Source organism: Micromonospora rosaria, assembly GCF_001567585.1.
Lineage (GTDB): Bacteria > Actinomycetota > Actinomycetes > Mycobacteriales > Micromonosporaceae > Micromonospora > Micromonospora rosaria.
This window is the reverse complement of the sequence record NZ_LRQV01000079.1, coordinates 20,452-32,785: the sequence shown is the minus strand read 5'-3', so window position 1 is coordinate 32,785 and position 12,334 is coordinate 20,452. Positions and strand designations below refer to the sequence as shown.

The following is a 12,334-nucleotide window of genomic DNA, read 5'->3' as shown; positions in this document are numbered from 1 at the left end:
GGCGACGAACGCCCCCACCGGTACGCCGATCACCAGCAGCCACGGCAGGAGCGCGCCCAGGACGGTCAGCAGCACCGTCACCGACGTGCCGAAGACCCGCCAGCCGGCCTGCAACCCGGCCAGGAAGCCGGTCCGGTCCTCGTCGGCGGTGCTCGCGTCCGGGCCGACCAGGGTCACCGTGATGGTGGAGAGCGCGGTCAGGTCGGCCAGCCGGCGCTTCTTCGCCTCCAGCGCGGCGAGGTCGGCCTCCCGGCTGGCCAGCTCCCGCTCCACCGTGACCAGGTCGCCGATGTCCTCGGCGCGGGCCAGCAGCCGCCGGGCGCTCTCCACCCGGGCCCGCTGGGTGGTGATCCGGGCGTCGAGGTCCACCACCTCCTCGGTGACGTCCTCGGTGGAGATGTTGCGGGACTCCTGCCGGCCCAGCGTGGCGAGCTGGTCGAGGACCCCGGCGAAGCGGTCCGCCGGCACCCGCAGGGTCAGCTCGGCCCGCCCGCCGGCACCGGCGCTGCGCCGCTCGTCACCCCCCACGAAGCCCCCCGCCGAGGTGGCCGCCGTGGCGGCCTCCTGGGCCGCCGCCTCGACGTCGGTCACCCGGACCCGCATCGTTCCGGTGTAGACGATGGACCGCTGCTCCACCCGCAGGTCCGCCGCGCCCTGCCCCGGCTGGGCGGGGGCCCCCTCCGGCTGCGCGGGCGCCGCCGCCGGGCCCCGCTGCGGGGCCTCGCCGGCTCCCGGCCGACCCCCGGCCGAGTCCCGCGCGACCCCCGAGTCGCTCGCGGTCTCCACGTCGCCGCCGCTGCTGCACCCGCCCGCGACCAGCACCGTGAGCAGTCCCAGTGCGGCCAGGACGGTGCCGGGCCGGCGGCGTCCTCCCCGTGTCGTCATCGTCGCTCCGATCTGTCGGGTCGTCGCTGTGATACGTCGGACGCCCGGCGGTGCGGCTCCGGTTCCGGCAGACTGCGCCCGAGGACGTCACGATCGAATAAAGCGAGGAGAAGCGATGCACCTCACCAAGTACGCCCACTCCTGCCTCCGAATCGAGCATGACGGGGGTGTGCTGGTCGTCGACCCGGGTGGCTTCAGCGAGGCGGCGACGGCGTTGGACGGGGCGGACGCGGTGCTGATCACCCACGAGCACCCCGACCACCTCGACGTCGCGGCGGTGACCCGGCAGCTCGACCGCCGGCCGTTCGTCCTGCACGGCCCGGCCGCCCTGGCCGGCCCGCTCGGCGACGCGGCCGAGGCGCTGCGCCCGGTCGAACCCGGACAGTCGTTCACCGCCGCCGGGGTCCCCGTCCAGGTGTACGGCGGCCGGCACGCCGTGATCCACCCGGACATCCCGGTGGTCGACAACGTCGGGTACCTGTTCGACTCGACGGTCTACCACCCCGGGGACTCCCTGGTGGTGCCGGACGTGCCGGTGGACACCCTCTTCGCGCCGATCCACGCGCCCTGGTCGAAGTTCGCCGAGGTCGTCGACTTCATCCGGGCGGTCGCCCCCCGACGCGCCTTCGCCCTGCACGACGCCCTGCTCAACGGCAACGGGTTGGCGGTCCTCGACCGGCAGTACACGGCCCTGTCCCACTGCCCGTACCAGCGGCTGGAACCCGGCACCCGGATTCCCGGCTGAGCCGGTGCCGGGCCCCGCCACCGACCTCGTCCAGCGGCTCTACCGCACGCCGCCGGACCGGTTCGTCGCGGCCCGGGACGCCGCCGTCGCCGAGGCCCGCCGGGCCGGCGACCCGGAGACCGCCCGGCAGCTCGCCCGGCTCCGCCGGCCCACCGTGGCGGCCTGGCTGGTCAACCTGCTCGCCATCTGCCGGCCGGACCTCGTCGCCGACCTAGTGCAGCTCGCCACCGCGCTCCGGGCCGCCCAGCGCGAGCTGCGCGGCCCCCGGCTGCGGGAACTCTCCGCCCAGCGGCGGGCGGTGGTCGCCGCGCTGGTCACCGAGGCGCGCCGGCTCGCGGCCGAGCAGGAGGGCGCCCCGGCGGCCGGGAAGCTCCCGCTGGCCGAGGTGGAGTCGACGCTCAACGCCGCGCTCTCCGACGCCGAGGTGGCCGAGCAGGTCCGCGCCGGCCGGCTGCTGCGGGCGGCCAGCTACGCCGGCTTCGGTGAGGTGCCCCGCCCGCAGTTGCGGCTGGTCACGGCGGCCGAGGAGACGCCCGCCGACCGGGTACCGGACCGGGGCGCGGCCCGGCGGGAGCGCGACGACCGGGCGGTCCGGGCCGAGCGGGCCCGCCGTCGCCGGGCGCTGGAGCGGGAACTGGCGGCGGCGCGTACCGCGCAGGAGCGGGCCGAGGCGGAGCTGGCCGGCGCGGCGGCGGCGGAACGCGACGAGGCCACCGCGCTCGCCGCCATCGAGGCCGAGCTGGCCGAGGTGGAGCGGCGGCGGGCCGCCACCGAGGAGGAACTGGGTCGGGCGCGGCGGGCCCGGCGGGCGGCGGAGCGAACGGCGACCGCGGCCCGGCGGCGTACCGGGGAGGTGGAGGCGGCGGTGGAGGCGCTGGTCGCCGGGGAGGGGGATGCGGAGCGTGGCGACGGCGGGGCAGACTGACCCGGATGGATGACCGCAGCCAGCGAAGCAGCCTGGAGGACACCGACGGGCGGGCCCGGCGGGTGGTCCGGTCCCCGGCGGACGGGCTGACCCCGGAGCAGGCCGCCGCCGTCAGCCGGCCCCTGGTGCTGGCCCTCGGCGAGGCGGCCAGCCGCAGCCCCGGCATGGCGGAGCGGGCCCGGCAGCTCGGCATCTCCGGGTGGGCGTGCTACGTCGCCGGCCGGGCCGGGCCGCTGGGGGAGGTCTCCGCCGGCACGGTGACCGCCGCCCTCGGTTTCGTCGCCCCCGGGGCGGTGGCCGAGGGGTGGGACGCGGCGACCCGCGCGGTACGCCCCGCCGAGGTGGTCGTCGCCACCCTCACCGAGTGCCGCCGCTGGGGCGACGAGCACCTGCGCGCCCTGCCCCGGGTGGACCGCCTGGCCGTCCTGGTGGAGCGGGCGGTCGCGGCGGCGGACGCCACCGGGATGCCGCTCTTCGCCGCCTGGCGGGAGGTGGCGGTGCCGACCGGTACGCCGGCCGCCCGGGTCGCCGTCGGGCTGCGGGTGCTGCGTGAGCACGTCGTCGGCGGGTACCTGGTCGCCACCCGGGCGGCGGGGATGACCCCGCTGGAGGCGGTGCTCGTCGGCCCGGACGGCGAGACCCGCGCGCTGGCCTGCGGCTGGCCGCCGCCGTACCCCCCGACCGGGCCGCTGGTGCGGCGGCAGCTCTGGGCGGCGGCGGTGACCGACCGGCTGGTCGCGCCCGCGTACCAGGTGCTCACCGCGCGGGAGCGGGCCGAGCTGGTGGAGCTGCTGACCACGGCCGGCCGGCACCTGTCGGTGCCGAGCTGAGCGGGGCGGCCCGGTGGCGGTCCTCAGCCGGGGCCGGCCCGTGGCGCGCGGGGGCTCGTGTCGCCCCGGCGTCGAGACCGGAGCCGAGCGGGGTCGACCCGCCACCGTCCGTGGCGGGTGTGACGAACGCTCGCGTTTTCGCCCCCCGGCCGGGTGCGGCGCGCGGCGGCGGCGCAGACTGGGGGCGTGGGAGACGTGCTACGCCGTGGCGGTGCCGGTGGGGCGGGACCGCAGCTCGGTGACGTAGTCGTCCGGGGCGCCCGCCTTCTCGGCGGCGTTCGCGATCTCCGAGAGGTACCACGAGGTGGGCAGGCCGCCCTCGTACCCGTCGAAGACGTAGATCCAGGCGGTCACGTCGCCGTCCAGGGTCGAGACGCGCACCCGCAGCTTGCGGTACGTGCCGGCGGTCACCCCCTCGATCTCGTCGAGCTGGGCGGCGTCGTACGGGTGGATGTCGTAGAGGGCCACGAAGACCCGGTCGCCGGGGGACTCCACGACCGTGCTGACCGCGCCCTCCCAGCCGATCACGTCCTCGCCCGCGAAGGTGAGCCGCCAGCCTTCCAGCCAGCCGATGCCCACCATCGGCGAATGCGGACAGTAGGCACGCATTCGGGCGGGGTCCAGGTTTGAGCCGTAGGCGGCGTAATGACGCACGGCGATGACGATAGCCCGGCGGACGGGTGAGGGAGAATACGACGGTGCGTGTCGGACGCGATGGAGAGAAGAAAGTCACTGTGGGCACGAGCGAGGGGCGGACTCGGTGAGCCAGATCGTGATCATCGGCGGTGGACCGGCCGGGTACGAGGCGGCACTGGTCGCCGCGCAACTGTCCGCCGACGTCACGGTGGTGGAGGCCGACGGGGCGGGCGGTGCCTGCGTGCTCTCCGACTGCGTCCCGTCGAAGACCTTCATCGCCAGCTCACAGGTGGTCACCGGGTACCGGGACACGGACGCGTTCGGGGTCCTCTCCGACGGCCTGGAGGCGGTCACCGTCGACGCGACCGCGGTGCACGAGCGGGTCAAGCGGCTCGCCCTGGCGCAGTCCGCCGACATCCAGGCGAAGCTGGTGAAGGCCGGCGTCACCTTCGTCGCCGGTACGGCCCGGATCGGTGAGGACACGCTCGGTCACACCCACCGGGTCGTCGTGACCCCCGCCGACGGTAGCGGTGAGTACTCGATCGCCGCGTCGACCGTCCTGATCGCCACCGGCGCCACCCCCCGCCAGCTCCCCACCGCCGTCCCGGACGGCGAACGCATCCTGACCTGGCGTCAGGTGTACGACCTGCCCGAGCTGCCCGAGCACCTGGTCGTGGTCGGCTCCGGCGTCACCGGCGCCGAGTTCGCCAGCGCGTACCTCGCCATGGGGGTGGAGGTCACCCTGGTCTCCAGCCGGGACCGGGTGATGCCGCACGAGGACGCCGACGCGGCGATGGCCATCGAGCGGGTGTTCCGCTCCCGGGGGATGAGCATCCTCAACAACTCCCGTGCCGAGGCGGTCCGCCGCACCGACGACGGCGTCGAGGTCGAGCTCTCCGACGGCCGTAAGGTGACCGGCTCGCACGCGCTGATCGCGGTCGGGTCGATCCCCAACACCGCCGACCTGGGCCTGGCCGAGTACGGCATCGAGCTGGCCCGGGGCGGGTACGTCACCGTCGACCGGGTCTCCCGGACCAACGTCCCGGGCATCTACGCCGCCGGGGACTGCACCGGCGTGCTGCCGCTGGCCAGCGTCGCCGCCATGCAGGGCCGGATCGCGATGTGGCACGCGCTCGGCGAGGCGGTCCGGCCGCTGCGGCTGCGGACCGTCGCGGCGAACGTCTTCACCGACCCGGAACTGGCCACCGTGGGCGTCTCGCAGAACGAGGTGGACGCCGGGACCATCCCGGCCCGCCCGGTGATGCTGCCGCTGGCCGGCAACGCCCGCGCCAAGATGGACGAGGTCTCCGACGGCTTCGTGAAACTGTTCTGCCGCCCGGCCAGCGGGCAGGTCATCGGCGGGGTGGTGGTGGCCCCGAAGGCCAGCGAGCTGATCCTGCCGATCACCATGGCGGTGGAGAACAACCTCACCGTCAACGAGCTGGCCCAGACGATCACCATCTACCCGTCGCTGTCCGGCTCCGTCACCGAGGCCGCCCGCCAGCTCATGCTGCACGAGCTGGAGTGACCCCCGGGTGGTCCCGGCCGGTCGGGCGGCGGCCAGGGCCAGGCTGCCGAGGACGACCGCCTCGACCACGATGAGCAGCCGCTCGACCAGGCCGAGCAGGGCCCGGTCGGCCAGGTAGGCGGAGCCCACCATGGTCGCCGCGAGGGTCAGGCTGACCAGCGCCAGGGCGCGGACCCACCGGCCGGTCGCCGCCGGTAGCCGGTCGGCGAGCAGCCAGCCGGCCACCGGCAGCGCCAAAAACGCCGCCACCGAGGCGTACCGGTGCACGTAGGCGGCGGTGTCCATGGGCAGCCCCGGCGCGTTCGTCGGCACCGCCGCCGCGACCAGGAGCCCGCCCACCCAGACGGTCAGCAGCACCCGCGCGATCCGGTACCCGGGCCGGGGCAGCGCGGGGAACAGGACGGCGCTGGCCCCGGCGAGCACCACCATCGCCACGTCGATCGCGCCGCCCCGGTCGGAGACGGCGAAGTCGCTGATGGTCGCCGTCCACGGGTCCAACCCGTCGGCGGCGTCGAGGTGCCCGACCACGGTGAGCACCCCCGCCAGGGCGATCCCACCGAGCGCCAGCAGCCCGCCGTACCGGTTCGCACGCATACGACCAGCCTGTCGTCGGCAGCCGCCCGGGGGATCCGGGACGGACACCGAGATCGGTGGCCGCGAAGACCGGGGCCCGATCGGGGAAGACCCCTACCGGCCGGCGTCGTCTCCCGGCCCGGCCGGCTGCCCGGCGGGCACCACCGGCGGTCGCCGGGGCGCCCCGCCGTCGCGGGGACCGAGCAGGGTGAGCGCCCAGCCGGCCGCCGCGAACCCGAGCGCCGCCACCCCGGCGACCACGGCGAGCCGCCAGGCCGAGCCGGCCAGCGCCATCCCGCCGAGGTGCCCGACGAGCGCGCCGTACGACGCCCAGGCCAGCGCCGCCGCCGCGTCCCACCCCAGGAACAGCCGGTACGGGTACCGGCTGCGGCCGGCGGAGAAGCAGGCCGCCATCCGGCCGCCCGGGACGAACCGGCACAGCAGGATCACCAGCGGTCCCGGTTGGCGCAGCCGGTGCAGCACCCGGCCGGCGACCCGACGGGCCCGTCCGGGTACGGCGGGGCCGGGCGGCCGGCGGTCGGGGGCGATCCGGCCGAGCAGGTAGCACGCGACATCGCCGACGAAGACCCCGAGCGCGCCGACCGCGATCGTCACCGGCAGGCTGAGCGTGCCGTAGACGGTGAGCGCGCCGCTGCTGACCATGAGAAGTTGGGTCGGGACGACCGGGACGAACGCGTCGAGCGCCAACAGACCCAGCAGGACGAGGTACGCCCAGAGCGGGGACGTGACGTCAACAGGCGCTTCGAGCATGGCCGCCACCTCGCCGGGTCCGGTCGGTCTGTCGGTGCGAGCCTGCCGGCGTGTCGACCGTCACCCGGGACGGCCCCGGCCCGTGGTGACCAGGGACACGCCCCCGCGAGGCGAAACGAGCGGCCGACGCGACCGGTGACGCCGGGTGCGCCCGCGCCACGGGGGTCGGCGGAACGGGGATCGGCGGCGTACCGTTGTCGGCGCGCGGCCGAGAGACGCCAGGTCCCCCGTTCCTGGCCGTCGGGGCCGCCCAGGCCGCCGGCAGGTCCCGTGCCGGCGGCCTGTCCAACCCTCGGCCGCCCCGCCGCCGCTGGCTGCTCAGGTCGCCACCGATGCCGGCTCCAGGGTGGCGTCGTCGGCCACCGGCTGGGAGAACTGGGCCTGGTACAGCCGGTGGTAGGCGCCCCGCGCGGCGAGCAGGTCCCGGTGGCTGCCCTGCTCGACGATCCGGCCCTGCTCCATCATCAGGATCAGGTCGGCGTCGCGGATCGTGGAGAGCCGGTGGGCGATGACGAAGCTCGTCCGGTCCGAGCGCAGCGCCGCCATCGCCCGCTGGAGCAGCACCTCCGTGCGGGTGTCCACCGAGCTGGTCGCCTCGTCCAGGATCAGCAGGGACGGCTCGGCCAGGAAGGCGCGGGCGATGGTGATGAGCTGCTTCTCCCCGGCGCTGACGTTGCTGCCCTCGGCGTCGATGACGGTGTCGTAGCCGTCCGGCAGGCTGCGCACGAACCGGTCCACGAAGGTGGCCCGCGTCGCCGCCATGATCTCCTCCTCGGTGGCGTCCGGCCGGCCGTACGCGATGTTCTCCCGGATGGTGCCGTTGAACAGCCAGGTGTCCTGGAGCACCATGCCGACCCGGCCCCGCAGGTCGTCGCGGCGCAGCGTGGTGACGTCCACCCCGTCGAGGGTGATCCGCCCGGCGTCCAGCTCGTAGAACCGCATGATCAGGTTGACCAGGGTGGTCTTGCCGGCGCCGGTCGGCCCGACGATGGCCACCGTGTGGCCCGGCTCGGCCACCAGCGACAGGTCCTCGATCAGCGGCGTGTCCGGCGCGTACCGGAAACTGACGTGCTCGAAGGCGACCCGGCCGCGCGGCCGGGTGACCCGGGCCGGCTCGGCCGGGTCCGGGGTCTGCTCGTCGGCGTCGAGCACCGCGAAGACCCGCTCCGCCGAGGCGACCCCGGACTGGAGCAGGTTCGCCATCGCGGCGACCTGGGTCAGCGGCTGGGTGAACTGCCGCGAGTACTGGATGAACGCCTGCACGTCACCGAGGCTCATCGTGCCGGAGGCGACCCGCAGGCCACCGACCACGGCGATCACCACGTAGCTGAGGTTCCCGATGAACATCATCGCCGGCATGATGATCCCGGAGATGAACTGCGCCCCGTAGCTGGCCCTGAACAGCTCCTCGTTCTTGGCGTGGAAGGCCGCCTCCACCTCCCGCTGCCGGCCGAAGACCTTGACCAGCTCGTGCCCGGTGAACGCCTCCTCGATCTGCGCGTTCAGCTCCCCGGTGTGCGTCCACTGGGCGATGAACTGCCGCTGCGACCGCTTGGCGATCTGCTGGGTGACCACCACCGACAGCGGTACGGCCACCAGCGCCACCCAGGCCAGCAGCGGCGAGATCACGAACATCATCACCACCACGCCGAGCACGGTGAGCAGCGAGGTGAGCAGTTGACTCAGCGTCTGCTGGAGGGTCTGCGAGATGTTGTCGATGTCGTTGGTGACCCGGCTGAGCAGCTCGCCCCGGGGCTGTCTGTCGAAGTAGGGCAGCGGCAGCCGGTTGATCTTGTCTTCCACGTCGGCGCGGAGTCGCCGGACGGTCCGCTGCACCACGCCGGTGAGCAGCCAGCCCTGCCACCACAGCAGCAGGCTCGCGACCAGGAACAGGGCCAGCGCCAGCAGCAGCACCCGGGCCAGCGCGGCGACGTCGATGCCCGTCCCGGGCACCACGTCCATCCGGGCCAGCATGTCGGCGAAGTTGTCGTTGCCGGCCGCGCGGGCCCCCTCGACGGCCTGCTCGGCGGTGCTCCCGGCGGGCAGTTGCCGCCCGATCACGCCGGTGAAGATGATGTCCGTGGCGTGCCCGAGGATCTTCGGCCCGATCACGCTCAGCGCGACGCTGACCACGGCCAGCGTGATCACCGCCACCAGGTGCAGCCGCTGCGGGCGCAGCCGCCCGAGCAGCCGGCGCGCGGACGGGCCGAAGTTCATCGACCGTTCGGCCGGCATCCCCGCGTTCATCCAGCCGCCGCCCCGGTGCCCGCCCCCGGGCGGCAGCCGCCTCGGTGTCGCGTCGGCGGCCTTCTGCTCCGGCACCCGCTGACCGCCGGGCTCCGGCTGCCCTGCGCCCTGCTCCGGCACCTGTCGGCCGTTCTGCTCCGGCCCTGGCTGCCCGCTCACGCCGGCACCTCCGTGGTCTGCTGGGACGCGACGATCTCGGCGTACGTGGGACAGTCCGCCAGCAGCTCCGCGTGCCGGCCGGTGCCGACCACGGCCCCGTCCTCCAGCACCACGATCTGGTCGGCGTCGACGATGGTGGAGACCCGCTGCGCCACGATCACCACGGCGGCGTCCGCGGTGACCGGCCGCAGGGCGGCCCGCAACCGGGCGTCGGTGCCGAGGTCGAGCGCGGAGAACGAGTCGTCGAAGAGGTAGATCTCGGGCTGACGGACCAGGGCACGGGCGATCGCCAGCCGTTGCCGCTGGCCGCCCGAGACGTTCGTGCCGCCCTGGGCGATCGGCGCGTCGAGGCCCTCCGGCAACGCCGCGACGAAGTCCCGCGCCTGGGCGATCTCCAGCGCCGCCCAGAGCTGCTCGTCGGTGGCGTCCGGGTTGCCGTACCGCAGGTTGCTGGCGATCGTGCCGCTGAACAGGTACGGCCGCTGCGGCACCAGCCCGATCCGGCGCCACAACTCGTCGGGCTCGAACTCCCGCACGTCGACCCCGTCCACCAGGATCGCGCCGGTGGTCACGTCGACCAGGCGGGGGACCAGCGAGAGCAGCGTGGACTTGCCGGCGCCGGTACTGCCGATGATCGCGGTGGTCTCGCCGGCCCGGACCCGGAACGAGACGCCGTGCAGCACCGGGGCCGCCGCCCCGGGATACTGGAACCGGACGTCACGCAACTCCAGCTCCGCCCGGGTGCCGACGGTACGGACCGGGCGCTTCGGCGGCTCCACCGACGGCTCGGTGTCCAGCACCTCGACGATGCGCTCGGCGCAGACCGCCGCCCGGGGCACCATCATCAACATGAAGGTGGCCATCATGACCGCCATCAGGATCTGCATCAGGTACTGGAGGAAGGCGGTGAGCGCGCCGACCTGGATCGCCCCGGCGTCGACCCGCTGCGCCCCGAACCAGAGCACCGCCACGCTGGAGACGTTCAGCACCAGCATCACGATCGGGAAGATCAGCGCCATCAGCCGCCCGGTCCGCAGGGCGGTGGCGGTCAGCTCGGCGTTGGCGACCGCGAACCGGTCGGTCTCGTACGGCTCCCGGACGAACGCCCGGACCACCCGGATGCCGGTGATCTGCTCCCGCAGCACCCGGTTCACGGTGTCGATCCGGGTCTGCATCAGGCGGAACCCGGGGACCATCCGGCGGATCACCGCACCGAGCGCGAGGGCGAGGACCGGCACGCTGACCAGCATCAGCCAGGAGAGGCCGACGTCCTCCCGCAGCGCCATCACCACCCCGCCGACGCTCATGATCGGCGCGGCGACCAGCATGGTGCAGCTCATCAGGACCAGCATCTGGACCTGCTGCACGTCGTTGGTGTTCCGGGTGATCAGCGACGGCGCGCCGAACTGGGCCACCTCCCGCGCGGAGAAGCGGTTGACCTGGCCGAAGACCGCCGCGCGGACGTCCCGGCCGAACCCCATCGCGGTCCGCGCGCCGAGCCGTACCGCGGCGATCGCGCAGACGATCTGGAGCAGGCTGACCAGCAGCATCCACCCGCCGGTGCGGACGATGTAGTCGGTGTCGCCCCGGGCCACGCCCAGGTCGATGATGTCGGCGTTGAGGCTGGGCAGGTAGAGCGACGCGATCGTGCCGACGAACTGGAAGAGCACCACCGCCGTCAACGTCCGGTGGTAGGGGCGCAGGCGGTCCCGCAGCAGCCGGATCAGCATCGGGCCCCCTCCTCGGTGACGTGTCCGGGTTGCCCGCCGTGCCCAGGGTGCTCGCCGGTGCCGATGACCTCGAGGAGGAACTCACGGACCACCGCGCCCCGGCCCGGGTCGCGGTCGGCCGAGGTCAGGGGGTGGGCCGTCGCGATGGCCGCGGTGACGGTGGCGAGCTTCTCCCGCCCGGCGTCGGTCAGCGCCAGCCGGACGCTGCGCCGGTCGGACTCGTCGCGCTGTCGGACGACCAGACCGTCCCGCTCCAGGGTGTCGATGATGCCGGTGAGCGTGGCCGGCCGGACGAAGCAGCGCTCGGCGACCACGCGGTGCGGCACCTCCGTGTGCTCGGCGATGGCGGTGAGCGCCCCCAGCCCGGCCTGGGTCAGGCCGTGCTCCTCGGCCAGGTAACGATTCCACCGCTGGGCGGTGACGTGGGCCGCGACCATGAGCAGTCGTTCGAGCGGCACGTCACCGAGGGTGACCAGATCCATGGCAGGCAGATTAGCCCCCTGACTGTCAGGGTCCAAACGAATTAACCCCGCCCCGCCCCTTCCTGGCCCCCGCCCCCGACCCCCCGCCCCGCGATCTTGCACTTGCGGGCCGCTGTTGGTCCCTTTCGCGGCTTGTGCCGGGGCGGCAAGTGCAAGATCGCCGGTGCGGTGCGGTGCGGTGCGGTGCGGTGCGGTGCGGGGGTGCGGGGTGGTTAGGGGGGTGGGGGGTTGGTGGGGGTGGCGTAGGTGCGCATGACGGTGGTCACCTCGCGGAGGAAGGCGGTGGTGGCGGCGGCCTGGTCGGGGGTGAGGCGGTCGACGGCCTGTTCGATCCCGGTGAGCATCGGGCTCAGCGCCTCGACGACCTGGGTGAAGGCGTGGTCGGTGACCTGGAGGGCGACCCGGCGCCGGTCGCCGGGGTGCGGGGTGCGCTCGACGTGCCCGGCCTGGACGAGGCGGTCGACCAGGGTGGTCGCCGAGGCGGAACGGATGCCGAGGCGGTTGCCGAGTTCGACCGGGCCGAGCGGATCGGGGCTGGCGACCAGGTGGTCGATGGCGGCGGCGTCGGTCGGCCCGATGCCGAGCCGCCGGGCGAGGGCCGCCCGGATGTCGCCGGACGCCCGGATCACCTCGCGCAGCGCCCGCGCCGTCTCGCTCCGGCCGGGGCTCTCCCGTGGTCCCGACCGCCGGGGCTCCCCGCCGGGCTCCGGCGGGGTCGGCTCCCTGGCCGGCTCCGGTGGGGGTGGATTCTCGCCCGGACCCGGTCGGTGTGTCGACGTTGACCGCGCGGCTGCCATGGGGAGAAGCTAGCAGCTCAGGTAGC

11 protein-coding genes and 1 pseudogene are annotated in these 12,334 nt (G+C 74.6%); 4 read left to right on the top strand and 8 right to left on the bottom strand.

The window, feature by feature from the left end:
- Positions 1–885, bottom strand: an 885-nt coding sequence (locus AWW66_RS20070; RefSeq protein ID WP_067368698.1) for a DUF4349 domain-containing protein, incomplete at its 3' end; no start/stop codon positions are given.
- A gap of 115 nt (positions 886–1,000) precedes the next feature.
- Here AWW66_RS20070 and AWW66_RS20065 point away from each other — a divergent pair.
- The 3 genes from AWW66_RS20065 to AWW66_RS20055 all read left to right on the top strand — a co-directional run bounded on the left by AWW66_RS20065 (position 1,001) and on the right by AWW66_RS20055 (position 3,385).
- The gene (locus tag AWW66_RS20065; RefSeq protein WP_067368695.1) at positions 1,001–1,630 is read left to right on the top strand and encodes an MBL fold metallo-hydrolase; all 630 of its coding nucleotides are present in this window, start codon (positions 1,001–1,003) and stop codon (positions 1,628–1,630) included.
- Between the two features lie 4 nt (positions 1,631–1,634).
- Complete coding sequence (locus AWW66_RS20060; protein ID WP_067368692.1) at positions 1,635–2,555, top strand: hypothetical protein; 921 nt, start codon at positions 1,635–1,637, stop codon at positions 2,553–2,555.
- Between the two features lie 86 nt (positions 2,556–2,641).
- Positions 2,642–3,385, top strand: coding sequence for an SCO6745 family protein (locus tag AWW66_RS20055; protein ID WP_067368704.1), 744 nt, complete (start codon positions 2,642–2,644; stop codon positions 3,383–3,385).
- Positions 3,386–3,583: 198 nt separating this feature from the next.
- Here AWW66_RS20055 and AWW66_RS20050 read toward each other — a convergent pair whose 3' ends face one another.
- Positions 3,584–4,039 carry a gamma-glutamylcyclotransferase gene (locus tag AWW66_RS20050; RefSeq protein ID WP_067368688.1) on the bottom strand — a complete coding sequence of 152 codons (456 nt, stop codon included), beginning with the start codon at positions 4,037–4,039 and terminating at the stop codon, positions 3,584–3,586.
- A gap of 106 nt (positions 4,040–4,145) precedes the next feature.
- On the opposite strand from AWW66_RS20050, the gene AWW66_RS20045 reads away from it, so the two are divergent.
- Positions 4,146–5,549, top strand: a complete 1,404-nt coding sequence (locus AWW66_RS20045; RefSeq protein WP_067368685.1) for an NAD(P)H-quinone dehydrogenase — start codon at positions 4,146–4,148, stop codon at positions 5,547–5,549.
- A 93-nt stretch (positions 5,550–5,642) separates the two neighbouring features.
- Here the strand turns inward: AWW66_RS20045 and AWW66_RS32860 are convergent.
- From AWW66_RS32860 to AWW66_RS20020, 6 genes and pseudogenes are all read right to left on the bottom strand, one after another.
- Positions 5,643–6,143, bottom strand: a pseudogene (locus tag AWW66_RS32860) (DUF998 domain-containing protein); the annotation flags it as partial.
- Positions 6,144–6,236: 93 nt separating this feature from the next.
- The gene (locus AWW66_RS20040; protein WP_083978657.1) at positions 6,237–6,893 is read right to left on the bottom strand and encodes a DedA family protein; all 657 of its coding nucleotides are present in this window, start codon (positions 6,891–6,893) and stop codon (positions 6,237–6,239) included.
- 318 nt (positions 6,894–7,211) lie between these two features.
- Complete coding sequence (locus AWW66_RS20035) at positions 7,212–9,128, bottom strand: ABC transporter ATP-binding protein (RefSeq protein WP_083978656.1); 1,917 nt, start codon at positions 9,126–9,128, stop codon at positions 7,212–7,214.
- 167 nt (positions 9,129–9,295) lie between these two features.
- The gene (locus tag AWW66_RS20030) at positions 9,296–11,029 is read right to left on the bottom strand and encodes an ABC transporter ATP-binding protein (RefSeq protein WP_067368682.1); all 1,734 of its coding nucleotides are present in this window, start codon (positions 11,027–11,029) and stop codon (positions 9,296–9,298) included.
- Positions 11,023–11,511, bottom strand: a complete 489-nt coding sequence (locus AWW66_RS20025; protein WP_067368679.1) for a MarR family winged helix-turn-helix transcriptional regulator — start codon at positions 11,509–11,511, stop codon at positions 11,023–11,025. Before AWW66_RS20025 ends, AWW66_RS20030 begins: the two co-directional genes overlap by 7 nt.
- A gap of 212 nt (positions 11,512–11,723) precedes the next feature.
- Positions 11,724–12,140: a MarR family winged helix-turn-helix transcriptional regulator gene (locus tag AWW66_RS20020; RefSeq protein WP_067368674.1), complete on the bottom strand. Its 417-nt coding sequence runs from the start codon at positions 12,138–12,140 to the stop codon at positions 11,724–11,726.
- Between the last annotated feature and the right edge of the window lie 194 nt (positions 12,141–12,334).

What these genes read in the sequence shown, in the direction of transcription:
- AWW66_RS20065 (WP_067368695.1), top strand. Translation starts at nt 1,001, where the DNA reads ATGCACCTCACCAAGTACGCCCACTCCTGCCTCCGAATCGAGCATGAC.
- AWW66_RS20040 (WP_083978657.1), bottom strand. Translation starts at nt 6,893, where the DNA reads ATGCTCGAAGCGCCTGTTGACGTCACGTCCCCGCTCTGGGCGTACCTC.
- AWW66_RS20035 (WP_083978656.1), bottom strand. Translation starts at nt 9,128, where the DNA reads ATGCCGGCCGAACGGTCGATGAACTTCGGCCCGTCCGCGCGCCGGCTG.
- AWW66_RS20030 (WP_067368682.1), bottom strand. Translation starts at nt 11,029, where the DNA reads ATGCTGATCCGGCTGCTGCGGGACCGCCTGCGCCCCTACCACCGGACG.
- AWW66_RS20025 (WP_067368679.1), bottom strand. Translation starts at nt 11,511, where the DNA reads ATGGATCTGGTCACCCTCGGTGACGTGCCGCTCGAACGACTGCTCATG.